Source organism: Sphingomonas lenta (genome assembly GCF_002288825.1).
Lineage (GTDB): Bacteria > Pseudomonadota > Alphaproteobacteria > Sphingomonadales > Sphingomonadaceae > Sphingomonas > Sphingomonas lenta.
Genome location: NZ_NSLI01000002.1, coordinates 274,381 through 292,475 on the forward strand (window position 1 = coordinate 274,381; position 18,095 = coordinate 292,475).

The 18,095-nt window shown below is 70.3% G+C and carries 18 protein-coding genes; 9 read left to right on the forward strand and 9 right to left on the reverse strand.

Annotated elements, in window-relative coordinates:
- Positions 1–118: 118 nt before the first annotated feature.
- Together CKY28_RS04535 and CKY28_RS04540 are read left to right on the forward strand one after the other, a co-directional pair.
- Positions 119–1,210: an inositol-3-phosphate synthase gene (locus tag CKY28_RS04535; RefSeq protein WP_095997158.1), complete on the forward strand. Its 1,092-nt coding sequence runs from the start codon at positions 119–121 to the stop codon at positions 1,208–1,210.
- The gene (locus tag CKY28_RS04540) at positions 1,207–1,764 is read left to right on the forward strand and encodes an NUDIX domain-containing protein (RefSeq protein WP_095997159.1); all 558 of its coding nucleotides are present in this window, start codon (positions 1,207–1,209) and stop codon (positions 1,762–1,764) included. Before CKY28_RS04535 ends, CKY28_RS04540 begins: the two co-directional genes overlap by 4 nt.
- A 4-nt stretch (positions 1,765–1,768) precedes the next feature.
- Here CKY28_RS04540 and CKY28_RS04545 read toward each other — a convergent pair whose 3' ends face one another.
- Complete coding sequence (locus CKY28_RS04545; protein WP_245841596.1) at positions 1,769–4,108, reverse strand: putative bifunctional diguanylate cyclase/phosphodiesterase; 2,340 nt, start codon at positions 4,106–4,108, stop codon at positions 1,769–1,771.
- Entirely contained in the window at positions 4,105–4,689 is a 585-nt protein-coding gene (locus CKY28_RS04550; RefSeq protein ID WP_095997160.1) for a methylamine utilization protein, read from the reverse strand. The genes CKY28_RS04545 and CKY28_RS04550 overlap by 4 nt, the downstream gene beginning before the upstream one ends.
- Positions 4,690–4,774: 85 nt before the next feature.
- Here CKY28_RS04550 and CKY28_RS04555 point away from each other — a divergent pair, with 85 nt between their 5' ends.
- From CKY28_RS04555 to CKY28_RS04565, 3 genes are read left to right on the forward strand one after another with little or no spacing between them, the layout of a single operon-like run.
- The gene (locus CKY28_RS04555) at positions 4,775–5,638 is read left to right on the forward strand and encodes a DUF3034 family protein (RefSeq protein ID WP_095997161.1); all 864 of its coding nucleotides are present in this window, start codon (positions 4,775–4,777) and stop codon (positions 5,636–5,638) included.
- A gap of 10 nt (positions 5,639–5,648) precedes the next feature.
- Positions 5,649–6,122 (forward strand): group I truncated hemoglobin, encoded by a 474-nt coding sequence (locus CKY28_RS04560; RefSeq protein WP_095997162.1) that lies wholly within the window; start codon positions 5,649–5,651, stop codon positions 6,120–6,122.
- A 25-nt stretch (positions 6,123–6,147) separates the two neighbouring features.
- Entirely contained in the window at positions 6,148–6,879 is a 732-nt protein-coding gene (locus CKY28_RS04565) for an NAD-dependent deacylase (RefSeq protein WP_095997163.1), read from the forward strand.
- Positions 6,880–6,980: 101 nt separating this feature from the next.
- Here the strand turns inward: CKY28_RS04565 and era are convergent, their stop codons facing one another.
- Genes era through lepB form a run of 3 tightly spaced genes read right to left on the reverse strand, consistent with a single transcriptional unit; the run spans position 6,981 to position 9,398 of the window.
- Positions 6,981–7,883, reverse strand: coding sequence for a GTPase Era (gene era, locus CKY28_RS04570; RefSeq protein ID WP_095997164.1), 903 nt, complete (start codon positions 7,881–7,883; stop codon positions 6,981–6,983).
- A gap of 10 nt (positions 7,884–7,893) precedes the next feature.
- A complete protein-coding gene (gene rnc, locus CKY28_RS04575) occupies positions 7,894–8,613 on the reverse strand; it encodes a ribonuclease III (RefSeq protein ID WP_245841598.1) in 720 nt (239 codons plus the stop codon).
- Positions 8,610–9,398 (reverse strand): signal peptidase I, encoded by a 789-nt coding sequence (gene lepB, locus CKY28_RS04580; protein WP_095997166.1) that lies wholly within the window; start codon positions 9,396–9,398, stop codon positions 8,610–8,612. The genes rnc and lepB overlap by 4 nt, the downstream gene beginning before the upstream one ends.
- Before the next feature lie 110 nt (positions 9,399–9,508).
- Between lepB and pgi the strand changes: the two genes are divergently transcribed.
- Together pgi and gorA are read left to right on the forward strand one after the other, a co-directional pair.
- Complete coding sequence (pgi, locus tag CKY28_RS04585; RefSeq protein WP_095997167.1) at positions 9,509–10,999, forward strand: glucose-6-phosphate isomerase; 1,491 nt, start codon at positions 9,509–9,511, stop codon at positions 10,997–10,999.
- On the forward strand, positions 10,999–12,348 hold the full coding sequence (gene gorA / locus CKY28_RS04590) for a glutathione-disulfide reductase (RefSeq protein WP_095997168.1): 1,350 nt from the start codon (positions 10,999–11,001) through the stop codon (positions 12,346–12,348). The genes pgi and gorA overlap by 1 nt, the downstream gene beginning before the upstream one ends.
- Before the next feature lie 98 nt (positions 12,349–12,446).
- Here gorA and CKY28_RS04595 read toward each other — a convergent pair whose 3' ends face one another.
- Positions 12,447–13,211, reverse strand: coding sequence for an enoyl-CoA hydratase/isomerase family protein (locus tag CKY28_RS04595; protein WP_095997169.1), 765 nt, complete (start codon positions 13,209–13,211; stop codon positions 12,447–12,449).
- A 128-nt stretch (positions 13,212–13,339) separates the two neighbouring features.
- Between CKY28_RS04595 and CKY28_RS04600 the strand changes: the two genes are divergently transcribed.
- A complete protein-coding gene (locus CKY28_RS04600) occupies positions 13,340–14,536 on the forward strand; it encodes an acetyl-CoA C-acyltransferase (protein WP_095997170.1) in 1,197 nt (398 codons plus the stop codon).
- On the opposite strand, the gene rarD is transcribed toward CKY28_RS04600, so the two are convergent.
- Positions 14,533–15,441, reverse strand: a complete 909-nt coding sequence (gene rarD, locus CKY28_RS04605; protein ID WP_095997171.1) for an EamA family transporter RarD — start codon at positions 15,439–15,441, stop codon at positions 14,533–14,535. The two genes, CKY28_RS04600 and rarD, sit on opposite strands and share 4 nt — an antisense overlap.
- Positions 15,442–15,553: 112 nt before the next feature.
- On the opposite strand from rarD, the gene CKY28_RS04610 reads away from it, so the two are divergent.
- On the forward strand, positions 15,554–16,330 hold the full coding sequence (locus tag CKY28_RS04610) for an SDR family NAD(P)-dependent oxidoreductase (protein ID WP_095997172.1): 777 nt from the start codon (positions 15,554–15,556) through the stop codon (positions 16,328–16,330).
- Between the two features lie 9 nt (positions 16,331–16,339).
- On the opposite strand, the gene CKY28_RS04615 is transcribed toward CKY28_RS04610, so the two are convergent.
- Both CKY28_RS04615 and CKY28_RS04620 read right to left on the reverse strand, forming a co-directional pair.
- Positions 16,340–16,615, reverse strand: coding sequence for a hypothetical protein (locus tag CKY28_RS04615; protein WP_095997173.1), 276 nt, complete (start codon positions 16,613–16,615; stop codon positions 16,340–16,342).
- A gap of 56 nt (positions 16,616–16,671) precedes the next feature.
- Entirely contained in the window at positions 16,672–18,039 is a 1,368-nt protein-coding gene (locus CKY28_RS04620) for a dihydrolipoamide acetyltransferase family protein (protein WP_095997174.1), read from the reverse strand.
- Between the last annotated feature and the right edge of the window lie 56 nt (positions 18,040–18,095).

Sequence of the window (18,095 nt, forward strand, 5' to 3'; positions counted from 1 at the left end):
GCGGTCGGCGGACCGGAAGGAAAGTGACGAGGCCGGTTGCCTTCGCCCCGACCGCGTGGCAGCGGGCCTCCCTTCCCCCGCGCCCGACCGGCGCGTCCTCAGAGGATCAGACAGGCTGATGACAAGCATCCGGGTCGCCGTGGTCGGCATCGGCAACTGCGCGAGCTCGCTCGTCCAGGGGCTCGAGCATTATCGCGAGGGCTCGAACGATCAGACGGGGCTGATGCACTGGGACATGGGCGGGTATCGCCCGTCCGACATCCAGGTCGTCGCGGCCTGGGACATCGACCGCCGCAAGGTCGGGCTGGACGTGGCGGAGGCGATCTTCGCCAAGCCCAACTGCACCGCCGTCTTCTGCCCCACCGTGACCGCGACGGGCACGATCGTGCGCATGGGCAAGGTGCTGGACGGCTTCGCCGAGCACATGGCCGAGCATCCCGACGAGCGCACCTTCCTGCTCGCGGGCGATCCGGAGCCGACCAAGGACGAGGTCGTCGCCGAGCTCCGCCGTACGCGCGCCGATGTGCTGATGAACTACCTGCCCGTCGGCTCGCAGGAAGCGACCGAGTTCTACGCGGAGTGCGCGTTGGAGGCGGGGGTCGCGTTCGTGAACAACATCCCCGTGTTCATCGCGTCGAACCCGGACTGGGCCGCGCGGTTCGAGGCGGCGGGCGTGCCGGTGATCGGCGACGACATCAAGGCGCAGCTGGGCGCGACCATCGTGCACCGCGTCCTGACCGACCTATTCGCCAAGCGCGGCGTGAAGCTGGATCGGACGTACCAGCTCAACACGGGCGGCAACACCGACTTCCTCAACATGTCGAACCACCGCCGGCTCAAGTCGAAGAAGATCAGCAAGACGGAAGCGGTGCAGTCGGTCGCGGCCGAGCGGCTTGCCGACGAGAACGTGCATATCGGCCCGTCCGACTACGTTCCTTGGCAGAACGACAACAAGGTCTGCTTCCTGCGGATGGAGGGGCAGCTGTTCGGCGGCGTGCCGATGAACCTGGAGCTCAGGCTGTCGGTCGAGGACAGCCCCAATTCGGCGGGCGTCGCGATCGACATGATCCGCTGCGCCAAGCTGGCGCGCGACCGCGGGCTGAAGGGGCCGGTGGACGCGGCCTCCGCTTATTTCTGCAAGCACCCGCGCACCCAGATGACCGACGACCGGGCGCAGGTCGAGGTCGAGGCGTTCATCAAGGCGGCGTGAGCGACCGGCTCCTCTCGTCGGAGCGGCTGATCCAGGGCTGGTTCGACGTCCTGCGGCTCCGCATGGCGCTGGGCGGGAGGGAGGTCGACCGGCTGCTCGTCGAGCATCCGTCGGGCGCTGCGGTGCTCGCCTATGATCCCGACCGCTGGGTGGCGATGGTCGTCCGCGAGACGCGGGCGGCGGTCCTGCGCGTCGGCGCCGCGCCGTTGGACGAGGTGGTCGCCGGGGTGGCGGAGGACCGGGACTTCGTCGGCACGGCCCGGCGCGAGGCGCTGGAGGAGGCGGGACTGGAGCTTCGCGACCTGGAGCCGGTCGCCCGGATTTGGATGACACCGTCCTCCACGACCGAGCGCGTGCACCTGTTCCTCGCCGCCTATTCGCCCGCCGACCGCGTGGCGCTGGGCGGCGGCTTGGCGGAGGAGGATGAGCGGGTCGAGGCGCGCGAGGTCCCGCTCGCCGAGCTGTGGCGCGCCGCGGAGGCCGAGTTGGTCGACGCGAAAACGTTCATGCTGCTCCAGGCGCTTCGCATCAGGCGGCCGGAGCTGTTCGACTGAACCGTCAGGCCGCGCGCGCCAGCCTGCGCCCGAGCAGCGCTTCGACCTGGTCGCCGCCCACGGGTCGGCTGAATAGATAGCCCTGGATGCTGCCGCAGCCCTGCGCACGGAGCGTATTGAGCTGCGCCACCTCCTCCACCCCTTCCGCGGTGGTGTCCATGCCCAGCGCCAACGCCAGCGCAACGATCGCGTTGACGATGGCGGCGGCGCCGTCGTCCCGGGCGACGGCGATGACGAAGCTCCGGTCGATCTTGATCTTGTCGAACGGGAAAGCGCGCAGGTAGCTCAACGAAGAGAAGCCCGTGCCGAAATCGTCCAGCGCGACGCGCACGCCTAGCGCGCGGAGCGAGTGGAGTAGCTTCGCCACCGGGCCGTCGCCGTCGAGGAACACCGATTCGGTGATCTCCACCTCCAGCCGGCGCGGGTCGAGGCCGCTCCCGGCGAGCGCCTGGGTGATGGTGGCCGCGAGACCGCCGTGGCGGAACTGGAGCGCGGATACGTTCACCGCGACGCGCACCGGCGCGGGCCAGGACGCGGCCGCGCGGCAGGCCTCGTGCATGACCCACTCGCCGATGGCGACGATGAGCCCAGTCTCCTCGGCCACCGGCACGAACTCGGCGGGCGACACGAGTCCCCGCACGGGGTGCCGCCAGCGCAGCAGCGCTTCGAAGCCGCCGATCCGGTCGGAGCCGAGGTCGACGATGGGTTGGTAGTCGAGCGAGAACTGCCCGTCCGCCAGCGCGGCGCGCAGGTCGAGCTCCAGCTCGCGCCGGGCGCGCGCCGCGGCGTCGAGCGCGGGCTCGAAGAAGCGGAAGGCGCTCCGCCCGTCGGCGTTGGCGCGGTGTAGTGCGAGGTCCGCGTTCTTGAGCAGCTCGTCCGCGTCGCCGCCGTCCCCCGGCGCGACCGCGACGCCGATGCCGACGCCCGTGGTCACAAGCTGACCCTCGACGCGGATCGGCTCCCGGAGCCGGTCGAGCACCGCCTGGGCGAGCTGGCGCGGGCGGTCGGGGCTGACCGCGCCCGATAGGAGGATCGCGAACTCGTCGCCGCCGATCCGCGCCACCGTACCGTCGGGCGCGAGCTCCGCGAGCGACGCGGCGATCCGGCGCAGCATCTCGTCGCCCGCCGGGTGGCCCAGCGTGTCGTTGACGCCCTGCAGGCCGTCCAGGTCGATGCAGAGCAGCGCCGCCCGTTCCCCCGCCCGCAGCGCGCGGGCGACCGCCTGTTCGACCGCCTGCCGCAGCGCGGCGCGGTTGGGCAGGCCGGTGAGCGCATCGTGGAACGTCATGTGCGCGATGCGGCGCTCGCGCTCGACGATGCCCGCCGACATGCGGTTGAAGCTCTCGGCCAGCCGCGCGATTTCGTCCTCGCCCTCCACCGCCAGCTCGGTGCGGGCGCCCTCCCCCAGCTCGCGGGCGGCGCGGTCGAGCGCGGCGATCGGGCGCGTCAGCCCCAGCGCGAGCCGCCCGCTGCCGAGCAGCACCAGGACCAGCCCCGCCACGCCGGCGAAGCCGATGCCGATCTGGAGCGGGCGGAACTGCGCCAGCGCCAGGCGGAGCGGGTAGCGGATCAGCACCGCCGCCTCCGCCGAGCCGGACGGACCGGCGAGCGGCTTGGCGACGGCGAGCGCGCGTCCGTCGCGCAGCGACAGGGTGGCCGGCCTGCGATCGGACGCCGCGCGCGCGACCAGCGCGTCCACCGACGCGTCGGGCGGGATCTCGCCGCCGATCGCCGCCCAGCGTCCATTCCGGCGATGGAGCACGGTCGCGGTTAGCGGGATGGCCGATAGGCGCTCCAGGGCGCGCATCTCCGCGCCGTCCAGTCGAAGCGCGAACACCACCCAGCCGATCTCGGTGGGGGCGAGGATCGGAGAGACCACGAAGCGATATGCGCGCCCGTCGGCGACCGACACGGCGTCGCGCCGACCGGGCGCCAGCGCGAACGGCAGTTCCGCGGCGACGGCGGCGAGCGGGCCGTCCGCTCCGACCACCGCGCCGTCCAGGTCGACCACCATGGCGGCCTGAACATGCGCGCGCGTCTTCAGCGACGCGAGGGCGGAGGCGATAGTGTCGCGATCCCCGCTCGCCACCGCCGACCGGAAGCCGAAGTCGCTCGCCAAGATTTGCGCCGACTCGGCGAGCGAACGCTCGCGGTCGGCCCATAACCGGTCGAAGATCGCCCCGCTGGTGGCGAGCTCGGCCGTCGTATGCCGGTGCGCGGTCGCCTCGACCACCACCTGCACCACCCCCGCGATCGCCAGGAGCGCGAGCGCGAACAGCCCGGCGTAGAGGACGCCGAGCTTGGTCCGGAGCGAACGGAAACGGAGGCGGGGCCGGCGTATCAACGACGCAGCGTCAGCGTCGTCTGGAGGCCCTGCGCCCCGACCGCGACCGCCTGCGACAGCGTGTTGCCGGGTGCGCGGATCGTCGGATGCCACACCTTGAGCGTCGCACGGCCCGCGGGCACGTCGGCCCAGCGGACGCGGCCGGCGGCGTCGGCTTGCGCCGCCCAGGGCGTCGCCGCCACGAAGACGAAGCCCTGCATGGCGTCGTGGATGTTGCAGCCGAGCGCGACCGGGCCCGACTTGTCGAAGGTGACGGAGCGCGCCTCCTCGCGGCCGTAGAGCTTCAGCTCGAACTTTTTCGACTTGGAGAAGGAGTAGACGTGGTGGCGCACCTTGTCGCGGTTGGGAAAGGCGACGGTCGCGCCGACGGGCACGATGGTGACGTGCGGCTGGAACCGGATGTCGCGCTGCTCGACCTGATACGTCCCGCGTGCGGCGGGCGCGGCGCGGCCCGGCACCTCGAGCGTGACGACCGCGCCGGCGAGCGGTGCGCCGTTGAGCCCTTGCACGGCGATCGCGACGGGCGAGGCGGTCGCCGGTGCGGCGACGCAGGCGATGGGCAGGAGCAGACGCGGGAGCATGTCCGCCGGTTATCAGTCGCGCTTTGAAACCGGGTAAATGCCGGGTTTACGCGGCCTTCACCATGACGGGTGCACAAGGCGTCGAATGCGCATCTTCCTGATCATGCTGGCCGCCCTGGTCGCCTCCCCCGCCGCCGCGAGCGACTGGCGCGGCGACGGCAAGCTGGTGCTGACCGACGGGATCACGACGGTCGAGGGCGCGGCCGGCGGCGGCATCGCCACCTGGGCGGTGATCGCGGGCAACGAGACCGAGCGCGGCGTCGGCGCTACCGCGCACGCCAGCCATGTGGCTCTGCCCGACTTCGACCTGGAGGCCTATGGCGGCGCGGTCGGCCTGTTCGACCGGGTGGAGCTCTCCTACACGCGGCAGAGCTTCGACACGCGCGGGCTCGGCGCAGCGCTGGGTTTGGGCCGCGGCTTCACCTTTCAGCAGGACGTGTTCGGGGCCAAGGTGAAGCTGTTCGGCGACGCGGTGTGGGATCAAGACCGCGTGCTTCCGCAAGTCTCTATCGGCGTGCAACACAAGCGCGCCAACCGCGGCGCGGTGATCGCGGCGGTGGGCGGCGCGGACGACCAGGGTACCGATTACTACGTCTCCGCCACCAAGCTCTTCCTGGCGCAGAGCTTGCTCGTCAGCGGCACGGTGCGCCTGACGGAGGCGAACCAGCTCGGCCTACTCGGCCATGGCGGCGACAAGGGCGACGACCACACCGCACAGTTCGAAGGTTCGGCGGCGGTGCTGCTGACGCGCAAGCTGGCGGTGGGCGGCGAGTTCCGCACCAAGCCCGACCGGTTGAGCTTTGCGCAGGAGGACGATGCCTACGATGTCTTCGCGGCGTGGAGCGTGCACCGCCACGTCACGCTCACCGCGGCGTACGCCGACCTCGGCGACATCGCCACCGTTAAGAACCAGCGCGGCCTGTTCGTCCAGCTCCAGGCCGGCTTCTGAGGACTCCCATATGCTGCTGATCGCCCTCGCCCTGCTTCAGACGACGCCCGTCGCGGTCGCCGCCGCGGAGGAGCCCATCGCGCCCTACGCGCAGTCGAACGCCAACGCGGGGGCCAAGCCCTTCGAGAGCGACGGCATGTGGCGCGCCTTTCACGGCCGCGAGGGTGTCGATCGGATCGTCGACGGCCTGGTCGAGCGCAGCCTCGTCGACCCGCGGATCAGCGACACGTTCAAGGGTCACGACATGGTGCGCCTGCGCCGCGTGCTGAAAGAGCAGTTCTGCCACCTGCTCGGCGGCGGTTGCGCCTACTCCGGCCGGACGATGAAGGATTCACACAAGGACATGGGCCTGCAGACCGCCGACATGGGCGCGCTGGTCGAGAATCTGCAGGCGGAGATGAACGAGGAGGGCGTGCCCTTCTTCGCGCAGAACCGCCTGCTCGCGAAGCTCGCGCCGATGAAGCGGGACGTGGTGGAGCGCTGACGCCCCGGCCCGCGTTGTGCGGGCCATGCCGATCAACAACATCGTCGTACTCACCGGTGCCGGCATTTCCGCCGAGAGCGGCGTCGCCACCTTCCGCGGCCCCGACGGGCTGTGGGAGGGGCACCGCGTCGAGGATGTCGCCACCCCGCAGGCGCTCCGGCGCAACCCAGAGCTGGTGCACCGCTTCTACGATCTGCGCCGCGAGAAGCTCGGCACCGTGGAGCCGAACGCGGCGCACCTCGCGCTCGCCAGGCTGGACCGGGAATGGCCGGGCGAGCTACTGGTCGTGACGCAGAACGTCGACGACCTGCACGAGCGCGCAGGACTCACGCGGCTGGTGCACATGCACGGCGAGCTGCTGTCGGCGCTCTGCGCGTCGTGCGGCGCGAAGCACCGCTGGCCGGGCGCGATGCCCGCCGGCACCGTCTGCCCCGGCTGCGGCGAGCCGGCGCTCCGGCCCGACATCGTGTTTTTCGGCGAGATGCCCGAGCATATGGACCGCATCGAACGCGCGCTCGCGGACGCACAGCTGTTCGTGTCGATCGGCACGTCGGGCGCGGTCTATCCGGCGGCGGGCTTCGTCCAGACCGCAGCCTATCACGGCGCGCGGACGCTGGAGCTCAACCTGGAACGCTCGGCCGGGAGCGCGTGGTTCGACGAGACGCGGCTCGGGCCGGCGGGAACGCTGGTGCCGGCGTGGGTGGAGGAGGTCCTAAACTCCTCCCCCGCTTACAGCGGGGGAGGGGGACCAGCGTAGCTGGTGGAGGGGGAGCAACGGGATGCGGCAGCGCCCTGCACCCCCTCCACCACGCCGCAAGCGGCGCGGTCCCCCTCCCCCGCTGTAAGCGGGGGAGGATTTTACTCCACCCAGTCCAAACCAATATCCCGATACACGTCGCGGTCCTCGTCCCAGCCCGGCCGCACCTTAACGTGCAGGTACAGGTGCACCGGCCGGTCGAGCAGCTGCGTCAGCTCCGCCCGCGCCTTGGCGCCGATCTGCTTGATCTGCTGCCCGCCCTTGCCCAGCACGATCGCGCGCTGGGTGGGGCGCTCGACCATGATCTGCTGGTGGATCTCGACCGAGCCATCGGGACGCTCCTTGAATGCCTCCGTCTCGACCGCGCTCGCGTAGGGGAGCTCGGCGTGGAGCTGGAGGTAGAGCTGCTCGCGCGTGACCTCGGCGGCGAGCGCGCGCTCGGTGGCGTCGCTGACCTGACCCTCGGGATAATGCCAGGGCCCAGGTGGCATCGCGTTCGCCAGCGCACTCTTGAACTCCGGCAACCCGTCGCCCGTCTGTGCGCTGATGAACCAGGTCTCGGCGAAGGGGGTGATCGCGTTCAGCCGCTCGGCATGAGCCAGCAGCTTCGCCTTGTCGGCGATGTCGACCTTGTTGAGGACGAGGTGCTTGGGCTCGGGCCGGTTAGCGATCCGCTCGGCGACAGCGGTGACCTTGGGGCCGACCCCGCCCTTGCCGTCGACCACCAACGCGATGATGTCGGCGCCCTCCGCGCCCTCCCAGGCGGCGGCGACCATGGCGCGGTCGAGGCGGCGGCGCGGTTCGAAGATGCCGGGCGTGTCGACGAGCAGGATCTGCGCGTCGCCCTCGATCGCGACGCCGAGCAGCCGCGTGCGCGTCGTCTGCGCCTTGGGGGAGACGATCGCGACCTTCTGGCCGACGAGCGCGTTCACCAGCGTGGATTTGCCGGCGTTGGGCGCGCCGACCACGGCGACGAGACCGCAGCGTTGTTCTTCGGGGTTCATCGGGCGCTACCTAGGCGCTCACCCTTCCCCCGTCACCCCGGCCCTTCTTCCGCTTCGCCGGGAACTCCTCGCGCAACCGCTCCAGCATCGCCTTGGCCGCCTCGGTCTCCGCCTCCTGCTTGCTGGCACCCGACGCGCTCGCCTCCAGCTGCTTGCCGATCCGGACCGACACGGTGAAGCGCGGCGCGTGCTGGGGGCCGGAGCGGTCGGTGACGCTGTACTCCGGCTGCGCACGGTTGTTCGCCGCGGCCCATTCCTGAAGCTGCGACTTGGGGTGCTGCGGCGCCTTGTCGTTCCGGTGCACCCGGTCCGCCCAGGCGCGGCGGACGAAGGCGCGCGCCTCGTCCAGCCCGGCCTCTAGGTAGAAAGCGCCGAGCAGCGACTCCATGACGTCGCCCAGCACGTTGTCGCTGTCGTCCGCGCCGTCGTCGCGCGCCTGGCGGCCCAGGATCAGGTGCTCGCGCGCGCCCAAGCCCCGCGCCACCTCCGCGCAGACTGGGCCGGCGACGAGCGCGTTGAAGCGCTTGGAGAGATTGCCTTCCGGGTCCTCGGGGAAGAGCTCGTACAGCCATTCCGCCATGCTGAGGCCCAGCACGCGGTCGCCCAGGAACTCGAGGCGTTCGTAATCGTCGCCGCCGTGGCTCGAATGCGTCAGCGCGCGCGTGAAGCGGGCGAGGTCCTGCGGCGGGCGGCCGAACACGCCCGTCAGCCATTGGGCGAGGTCGCTCAAAACGTCTCCCCGATCCGGTCCCAGCGAGCGGCGGAGAACCACGTCCAGGGCTTCAGCCACTCGGCCGATCCGTCGGTGGAGAAGAAGGTGACGAGCGCCCTCCCCTCCAGATTGCGCATCGGCACGAAGTAAAAGCCGACCGGCGGCGCGAAGCGGCTGTCGCCGCTCCGGTCGCGGTTGTCGCCCATCATGAACATATGGCCCGCGGGCACGCGGAACACGCCCGTGTCGTCCGCCTCCGGGATGCTCGCCTGGTCGAGGACGTAGTAGCTCCGCCCGCCCGGCAGCGTCTCGCGGAAGCGCGCATAGCGGCAGACGCGGCCCTCCTCCGTGACGTCCTGATACTGCGTCTCGCACGCGTAGTTGGGCGAGACCGGCAGCGTGAAGTCGGCGACGCGCTGCTTGGGGATGGCGCGGCCGTTCAGGAACAGCTGGCCGCCGCGCATCTGGACCGTGTCGCCGGGCAGGCCGATCACGCGCTTGATGACGTCGTGGTCGGTGACGGGATGCGAGCGGAACACCGCCACGTCGCCGCGCTCGGGCGCGTTCGCGAAGATGTGACCGGGGATGAGCGGCAGGCCCCAGGGTAGCGACCAGCGAGAATAACCGTAGTTCCACTTGGTCACGAGCAGATAGTCGCCGATCAGCAGCCGCGGCAGCATCGACTCCGACGGAATGGAGAAGGGCGCGAGCACGAACGACCGGAAAAGGAGCACGAACAGCGCGAGCTTCAGCAGGAAACGCGTGGTCTCGGCGGCTTCGGACCGCTTGGGTTTGGTGGCCATCGGAACGGGGAGTGCGCGGGATCGGGGCGCGGCGTCAAGCGGGCTGGCGGTTCGCGGCGGGACGGCCTAGGGCGCGGACGCTCAAGGCCGCACACAGGGAGAAGCTCCGCATGGTCGACTGGTCCGCGATCGAAGCCCTGCCCCAGACCCGCCTCGAACAGCTCTTCGCCGACGATCCCGACCGGCTCGGGCGCCTGTCGCTCGACGTGGCCGGCATCCATTTCGACTGGTCCAAGACGCACCTGACCGCCGACACTATCGCCGCGTTCGAGCGGCTGGCCGGCCAAGCGGACCTGACAGGCCGGCGCGAGGCGATGTTCAACGGCGAGCATGTGAACGTGACGGAGGACCGCCCGGTCGAACACACCGCCGAGCGCGGCGAAGGCAAGGCGGAGTCGGTCGCGCGCGCCGCCGCCTACCACGCCCGCATGCGCGCGCTGATCGACGCGATCGAGGCGGACGCATTCGGCCCGGTCCGCCATGTCCTACACGTCGGCATCGGCGGCTCGGCGCTCGGGCCCGACCTGCTCGTCGACGCGCTGGGCCGCGCCGACGAGCGCTACGACGTGGCGATCGTCTCCAACGTCGACGGCCAAGCGCTCGAAGAGGTGTTCGCCCGCTTCGACCCGCACGCGACATTGCTCGTGGTGGCGAGCAAGACGTTCACCACCACGGAGACGATGCTCAACGCCAACTCGGCGATGGCGTGGATGACCGAGCACGGCGTCGAGGACCCCTATGGTCGCGTCGTGGCGCTGACCGCCAGCCCCGACAAGGCGGTGGAGTGGGGCGTGGACGAGACGCGCGTGCTGCCGTTCAGCGAGGGTGTGGGCGGTCGCTATTCGCTCTGGTCGTCGATCGGCTTCCCGGCCGCAATTAAGCTCGGCTGGGACGCGTTTCAGGAGTTGCTCGACGGCGCGGCGGCGATGGATCGGCATTTCCGCGACGCGGCACTCGGCGAGAACGCACCCGCGCTCGCCGCCTTCGCCGACCTCTACTACACGCAGGTCCGCCGCGCCGAAACGCGCGCGACCTTCGCCTATGATGAGCGGCTGCGGCTGCTGCCGAGCTACCTCCAGCAGCTGGAGATGGAGTCGAACGGCAAGGGCGTGACCGTCTCCGGTGAGCTTGTCGACCGCCCCACCGCGCCGATCACCTGGGGCGGCGTCGGCACCGACGCGCAGCACGCCGTGTTCCAGCTGCTCCACCAGGGCACGCACCTCGTTCCCGTCGAGTTCGTCGCCGTGATCGAAGGGGGCGACACGCTAGACGAGGAGCACCACCGCCAACTCCTCCTCAACGCCTTCGCGCAGGGCGCGGCGCTGATGAAGGGCAAGCAGGTCGACGACCCGGCGCGCAGCTACTCCGGCGACCGCCCCTCCTCCACGATCCTGATCGAGACGCTGGACCCATACACGCTCGGCGCGCTGATCGCCTTTTACGAGCACCGCGTGTTCGTGTCGGGCGTGATGCTCGGCATCAACAGCTTCGACCAGTTCGGCGTGGAGCTCGGCAAGGAGATGGCCAAGGTCGCGGGCCAGGGAGGCGGCGACTTCGACGCGTCAACGGCGGACCTGATCCGGCGGGCGGGACTGGACTGATGGCCGACCAGTACGACTACGACCTGCTCACCATCGGCGCGGGCTCGGGCGGCGTGCGGGCGTCGCGGGTCGCCGCGGCGCACGGGGCCAAGGTGGCGGTCGCCGAGGAGCATCGCGTCGGCGGCACCTGCGTCATCCGCGGCTGCGTGCCCAAGAAGCTGCTGATCTACGGCGCGCATTTCGCTGAGGACCTGAAGGACGCGCGCCGGTTCGGCTGGAACGTGCCCGACTGCGACTTCGACTGGCCGACGCTGCGCGACAACGTGCTAGCCGACGTGGACCGGCTGAACACGGCGTACGAGACGACGCTTACCAACTACGGCGTAGAGATCATCCGCGAGCGCGTCACCGTCACCGGCCCGCATTCAGTGCGGACCGCCGGCGGGCGCGAGATCACCGCGCGCGTGATCCTGGTCGCGGTGGGCGCGCATCCCGTGATCCCCGACTTCCCCGGTAACGAGCACGGCATCACGTCGAACGAGGCGTTTCACCTCGAGAGCATTCCCAAGCGCGTGCTGATCGCGGGCGCCGGTTACATCGCCAACGAGTTCGCCGGCATCTTCAACGAGTTCGGCGCCAAGGTCACGCTCATGAACCGCTCGGACGTGATCCTGCGCGGTTACGATGCACAGATACGGGACCGCCTAGTCAACATCTCCACCGCCAAGGGCATCGACTTCCGCTTCAACGCCACCTTCCAGCGGATCGATCGCGAAGAGGGCGGACACCTGACCGTGCACATGACGAACCACGATCCGATCACGGTCGACCTCGTCATGTTCGCCACCGGCCGCGCGCCCAACACGCGTGGGCTGGGCTTGGAGAGTGCGGGCGTCGAGCTCGACGCGAACGGCGCGGTCAAGGTGGACGCCGACAATCGCTCGACCTGCGACAGCGTGTACGCGATCGGCGACGTCACCAACCGCATCCAGCTCACCCCCATCGCGATCCGCGAGGGCCAGGCATTTGCCGACACGGTATTCGGCAACAAGCCGCATCGGGTCGACTACACCTTCGTCCCCTCCGCGGTGTTCAGCCACCCGCCCATCGCCGCCGTCGGCATGACGGAGGGCGAGGCCAAGAACACGCTGGGGCAGGTGAAGGTCTACACCAGCGACTTCCGCCCGATGAAGAACGTGCTCGCCGGCCGCAACGAGCGGGCGCTCTACAAGATGATCTGCGACGGCGACTCGGAGCGGATCGTGGGACTACACATGATCGGGCCGGACGCGCCGGAGATCCTGCAGGCGGCGGCGATCGCGGTGAAGGCGAAGCTGACCAAGGCGGATTTCGACGCGACGGTGGCGCTGCATCCGACCATGGCGGAGGAGCTCGTCCTCATGCGGTAGGCGAAGCCTAGCGCAGAGAACGAGCTCCTTCGGCCGGCAACCGCGCGGGCCTGATCCGCGCGTGTTGGCCGACGACGCGGCTTTGCCGCGGCGATACCCTATTCTCCCGTAAACCGCCCCGGCCGCCGCTCGGCCACCGCTCTTACCCCCTCCGCGAAGTCGCGTGTCTTCTGCAGCCACGCCTGCTCGGCCAGCTCATGATCGGTTTGCCGCTCGACGAGCGCGCGGAGATCACCCCGCAGCGTCGCCCGCGTCGACTGCACCGCGAGCGGCGCGCCCGCCGCGATCTCCTGCGCCAACGCCATCGCCGCCGTATCGAGCATGTCGGATGCGGCGAGCCGGTCGGCCAAGCCCCAATCATACGCCTCGTCGCCCTTCACCCGCCGCCCGGTGAGCAGCATCATCAGCGCCCGCTGCCGCCCGACGACGCGCTCCAGCACCGCCGAGATGCCGAAGCCGGGATGGAAGCCGAGCTGGACGAAGTTCGCCACGAACCGCGCTTCCGGCGACGCCACGCGGAAGTCGGCGACGAGCGACAGCCCGAGTCCCGCCCCCACCGCAGAGCCCTGGACGGCGGCGACCACCGGCTTTTTGACGCCGAACAGCTTGGCGGCCGCGACGTAGAACGGGTTGCGCTCCGGCTTGACGCCGTCCGCGACGGGGTTGTCGTTGGCGAGGTCCGCACCCGCGCAGAAGATGCGGCCTTCCGAGCGCAGCAGGATCGCGCGCACCTCGCGGTCGGCATCGCACGCGTCGAAGGCCGCACCGATCGCCTCAATGAGTGCAAGGTCGGCGAAATTGTGCGGCGGGCGGGCGAAGGTAACGACGGCGACGTGGCCCTCGCGTGTAGTAGTGACGCTCACTTCCCCTCCGTTCGTGCTAAGCTTGTCGAAGCACCGTCCTTCTTACGTCCGTGTCGAGAAGAACAGCCCTTCGACAAGCTCAGGGCGAACGGATTAGAGGTGGAGCGCACTAACTAGGGACCAAGCATATGCGCGAAGCCGCCATCGTCTCCACCGCCCGGACCGGCATAGGCAAGGCATATCGCGGCGCGTTCAACGCCACCGAGGCCCCCGTGCTCGCCGCGCACGTGATGAACGCGGCCGTGGAGCGCGCGGACGTCGACCCGACGCGCATCGACGAGGTGTTCTGGGGCGTGGGCAACCAGTGGGGCACGCAGGGCGGCAACGCGGGCCGCATGGCGACGTTCGCGGCCGACCTGCCGCGCTCGGTCCCGGCGTTCACGCTCGATCGTAAGTGCGGCTCGGGCCTGACCGCGGTGGCGCTCGCGGCGCGGTCGATCATGTGCGACGAGATCGACGTGGCGCTGGCGGGCGGCATGGAGTCGATCAGCTTCACCGTCACCAAGGACGCGCCGCGCCACGTCAACAAGTCGGTCACGCAGAACGTGCCCGCCGCCTACATCCCGATGATCGAGACCGCGGAGATCGTCGCCGAGCGCTACGGCATCAGCCGCGAGGCGCAGGACGCGTACGGCGCGCAGTCGCAGCAGCGCGCCACGGCGGGCCTCGCCAAGGGTGCGTTCGCGGAGGAGATTGTGCCGATCACCGTCGAGAAGGCGCTGTTCGACAAGGAAGGCAACCGCACCGGGACCGAGACGGTCACGCTCGCGCAGGACGAGGGCATCCGGCCCGGCACTACGGTCGAGGCGTTGCGCGGCCTCAAGACGGTATGGGCCGGCGGGGAGTTTACCGGGCCGGGATCGAACGTCACTGCCGGCAACGCCAGCCAGCTCTCCGATGGCGCGTCGTGCCAGTTGCTGATGGATCGCGCGACCGCGGAGGCCGAGGGCAAGGAGATCCTTGGGCTTTACCGCGGCTTCCAGTCCGCCGGCTGCGAGCCTGACGAGATGGGTATCGGCCCCGTCTTCGCCATCCCCAAGCTGCTCGACCGCGCGGGGCTCTCCGTCCAGGACATCGGCCTGTGGGAGCTGAACGAGGCGTTCGCGTCGCAGTGTCTTTACTGCCGCGATCACCTCGGCATCGACCCGGAACGCTACAACGTCAACGGCGGCGCGATCGCGATCGGCCATCCGTTCGGCATGACGGGCTCGCGCCTGGTCGGCCACGCGCTGATCGAGGGCCGGAAGCGCGGGGTACGATGGGTGGTGGTCAGCATGTGCACCGCCGGCGGCATGGGAGCGGCGGGGCTGTTCGAGATCGTCTAGGCTTCGACCGGCACGGGCGTCCGCTTCGCCCGCCGCGCCCCGCGCACGCTATCCCAGGCATAAAGCCCGCACCCGGCCCAGATCAGGCCGAAGGTGACGAGGTGCACGGGCCGCAGCGGCTCGCCGAACAGCAGCACCGCCTGCAGGAACGCCATGCTCGGCGCCATGTACTGGAGCAACCCGACCGTGGCGTAGGGCAGCCGCCGCGCCGCCGACGCGAACAGCAACAGCGGGAGCGCGGTGACCACGCCCGACGCGACGAGCAGCAGGTCGGTGCCCGTGTCGCGCCCGAATGCGCCCTCGCCCGCCCATCCGGCGTAGAGCAGCATGGCGACGGCGAACGGGGCGAGGATCAGCGTCTCGATGAACAGCCCGCCCAGCGCGTCGATCGCGACCACCTTGCGGAGGAGGCCGTATGTGCCGAAGCTGAGCGCCAGCGTCAGCGATATCCACAGCGCGCCGCCCCCGCTCACCGCCATCGCCAGCACGCCCAAAGCGGCGAGCGCGACGGCCGCGCCCTGCACGGGCGACACCCGCTCGCGCAGCACCACCATGCCGAGCGCGACGTTGATGAGCGGGTTGATGAAATAGCCGAGGCTCGCCTCCAGCACATGCGCGTTCGCGACCGCCCAGATATAGACGAGCCAGTTCACCGCGATCAGGAACGCGCTCGCGCTGAGCAGTAGGAGCACGCGCGGGGTCGCCGCCGCGCGGATCGCGGGTAATCGCTTCAGCGCCACCACCGTGACGAGCAGCAGCAGCACCGACCAGAGCACGCGCTGCGCCAGCACCTGCGACGCAGGCACATGCGCGAGCAGTTTGAAATAGAGGGGCAGCGAGCCCCAGATCAGGTATGCGCCCACGCCGTAGAGGAGCCCGGCGCGGGCGGTGCTGTTGTCGGTCATGCCGGGGCACTTCGCGGTTGCGGACGGTGGGCGCAAGCGCGCGCGGACTGCAATCGTGCTTGCAATCGGCGGCACCCGCTCCGACGCTGGCCCGAAAAGGGAGGACGAGAACATGCCCACCGCACTCATCACCGGCGCATCGGCCGGCCTCGGCGAGGGCTTCGCACGCGAGCTCGCCCGACGCGGCCACGACCTGATCCTCACCGCCCGGCGCGCCGAGCGGCTCTACGAGATCGCGGCCGAGCTGCGCGGCGCGCACGGCGTCGCCGTCCATGTGTTCGCGAGCGACCTCGCCGAGGCGGACGCGCCCGATCGGCTGCTGGCCGACGTCGCCGAGGCGGGGCTCACGGTCGACACGCTAATCAACAACGCCGGCTACGGCCTGCGCGGCCACTTTGCGGAGCAGGACCGCGGGCAGGTGCTCGGCATGATCGATCTCAACTGCCGCAGCCTCGTGGCACTGGCGCATGGGGTGTTGCCGCAGATGCTGGAACGCGGTGGGGGCGGGATCCTCAACCTGGCCTCCACGGCCGCATTTCAGCCGGGGCCGTGGATGGCGGTCTATTATGCGACCAAGGCGTTCGTGCTCAGCTTCTCCGAAGCGCTGCACGAGGAGGTCCGCGACCGCGGCGTGCGAGTGACGGCGCTCTGTCCCGGACCGACGCGGACCGAGTTCGCGGGGCGGGCGGGCATGACCGACATGCCGCTCTTCACCGCGCTCGCGAGCGACGCGGACGGCGTGGTGCGCGATGGCCTGGCGGCGCTGGAGGTGGGCCGCGCGGTCAAGGTGTCTGGCGTGGTCAACGCGCTCATGGCCGACGCCACCCGCTTCACCCCGCGGCTGCTGGCGCGCAAGGTCGCGGGGTCGCTACAGAAGCGGCGAGATTGACGTCGTGCGTTAATCGTCGTCCTTGTGCCGCTCCTGATAGGCGTGCTGCGCCTCCAGCCCGGCCTTGCCCGTCGCCTCGGCGTAGCCGACGCCGTTCGCCTCGTTGATGACGACGCGCCGCCCGCCCGCCACCGTCTCCTCGTGCGCGAGCTCCGGGTCGGCGGGCGCGAGCGTGTCGCCGTTCTCGCCGCGGAAGCCCTGGTTGGCGCGCGACGTGCTCTTGGCGGGATCGTCGTCCGACTGCCCATAGACGCGAGGGGACGACGGCTTATCGAGATCGGACATGCTGGCCTCCAATGTTTTTCGCAGAGGAGAACGCCCCGTCGGCCCGGCGGTGCCCTCTACTGCGCGAACAGCAGGACCGGCGTCTCCAGGTAGCGCTTGAGCGCCTGGACGTAGGACGCGGCGTCCCAGCCGTCGACGACGCGGTGGTCGCAGCTGATGGAGATGTTCATCAGCTTCGCGCGGCGGATGTCGTCGCCGTCGAACACCGGCCGCTCGACGATCTTGTTGGGCCCGATAATCGCCACCTCCGGCCGGTTGATCACCGGGGTGGTCGCGACACCGCCGAGCGGCCCGAGCGAGGTGATGGTGATCGTGCCGCCGCCGAGCTCGGAGGGCGCGAGCTTGTTCGCGCGCGCCGCGTCGGCGAGGCGGCCGATCTCGGTGGCGAGCTGCCACACGTTCTTGTCCTGCGCGTCGCGGATCACGGGTACGGTGAGGCCGGCGTCGGTCTGCGTCGCCATGCCCATATGCACGCGGCCCGAGCGCGTCACCACGCCCGCCTCGTCATCGTAGCGCGCGTTGAGCATCGGGAACTCGGGGAGCGTCCGGCAGATCGCGACGATCATCAGCGGCAGGAGGGTCAGCTTGGGCCGCTGCCCACGGTTCGCGTTCAGATCCGCGCGCACCCGCTCCAACTCGGTCACATCGCATTCGTCGACGTAGGTGAAGTGGGGGATGTGGCGTTTCGATGCGGCCATGTTCTCCGCGATGCGGCGGCGCATGCCGATGACGCGGATCGCCTCGTCCTCGCGGGCGCGGGAGGCGCCCGAGCCGTAACCCTGGCCGGCGTTGTAGCGGAGGAACGCGTCGAGGTCGGCGTGGCGGACGCGGCCGTCCTCCGCGGGCTGGACCTGGGAAAGGTCGACGCCCAGCTCCTTCGCGCGCTGGCGCACGGCGGGGGATGCGAGGACGGGCTTCTGCTCCCTCTCTCCTCCGGAGAGAGGGGCAGTACGAGGCGCATCGCCCTGAACGGCCCCTCTCCCGACCTCGCCTCCGGCTCGGCCACCCTCTCCCCGCAGGGGAGAGGGAGAAGGGTCGATCCCCTCCCGTGCGGGCGTGGTCATCACCTGGGGCGCGACCTCGTCGACGCCGGGGTTCTCCGCGCCGTACTGTTCGGCGACCTCGCGCTGCTCCTCGGTAGGCGGCGCGGCTTCCAGCTCGGCCTGGACCGGCGCGTCCTCGCCTTCCGTCTCGATCACTACCAGCGCGGAGCCGATCGGCACCTGGTCGCCCACCTCGCCCGCCAGCTCGACGACGACGCCCGCGACGGGGCTCTCCATCTCGACGGTGGCCTTGTCGGTCATCATGTCGGCGATGTTCTGGTCTTCCTCGACCCGATCGCCGATCTTGATGTGCCAGGCCACGATCTCGGCCTCGGCGATGCCTTCGCCGATGTCCGGCAGACGGAAAGTGAAGCGCGCCATCCAACAAACCCCGTTCGTGTCGAGCGCAGTCGAGACACCCTTGAGCGGTGCCCCTT

Bases quoted from the DNA above. Each gene is read 5' to 3' on its own strand.
- CKY28_RS04535 (WP_095997158.1), top strand. From the start codon at position 119: ATGACAAGCATCCGGGTCGCCGTGGTCGGCATCGGCAACTGCGCGAGC.
- CKY28_RS04550 (WP_095997160.1), bottom strand. From the start codon at position 4,689: ATGCTCCCGCGTCTGCTCCTGCCCATCGCCTGCGTCGCCGCACCGGCG.
- CKY28_RS04555 (WP_095997161.1), top strand. From the start codon at position 4,775: ATGCGCATCTTCCTGATCATGCTGGCCGCCCTGGTCGCCTCCCCCGCC.
- CKY28_RS04560 (WP_095997162.1), top strand. From the start codon at position 5,649: ATGCTGCTGATCGCCCTCGCCCTGCTTCAGACGACGCCCGTCGCGGTC.
- CKY28_RS04565 (WP_095997163.1), top strand. From the start codon at position 6,148: ATGCCGATCAACAACATCGTCGTACTCACCGGTGCCGGCATTTCCGCC.
- era (WP_095997164.1), bottom strand. From the start codon at position 7,883: ATGAACCCCGAAGAACAACGCTGCGGTCTCGTCGCCGTGGTCGGCGCG.
- lepB (WP_095997166.1), bottom strand. From the start codon at position 9,398: ATGGCCACCAAACCCAAGCGGTCCGAAGCCGCCGAGACCACGCGTTTC.
- pgi (WP_095997167.1), top strand. From the start codon at position 9,509: ATGGTCGACTGGTCCGCGATCGAAGCCCTGCCCCAGACCCGCCTCGAA.
- gorA (WP_095997168.1), top strand. From the start codon at position 10,999: ATGGCCGACCAGTACGACTACGACCTGCTCACCATCGGCGCGGGCTCG.
- CKY28_RS04600 (WP_095997170.1), top strand. From the start codon at position 13,340: ATGCGCGAAGCCGCCATCGTCTCCACCGCCCGGACCGGCATAGGCAAG.
- rarD (WP_095997171.1), bottom strand. From the start codon at position 15,441: ATGACCGACAACAGCACCGCCCGCGCCGGGCTCCTCTACGGCGTGGGC.
- CKY28_RS04610 (WP_095997172.1), top strand. From the start codon at position 15,554: ATGCCCACCGCACTCATCACCGGCGCATCGGCCGGCCTCGGCGAGGGC.
- CKY28_RS04615 (WP_095997173.1), bottom strand. From the start codon at position 16,615: ATGTCCGATCTCGATAAGCCGTCGTCCCCTCGCGTCTATGGGCAGTCG.
- CKY28_RS04620 (WP_095997174.1), bottom strand. From the start codon at position 18,039: ATGGCGCGCTTCACTTTCCGTCTGCCGGACATCGGCGAAGGCATCGCC.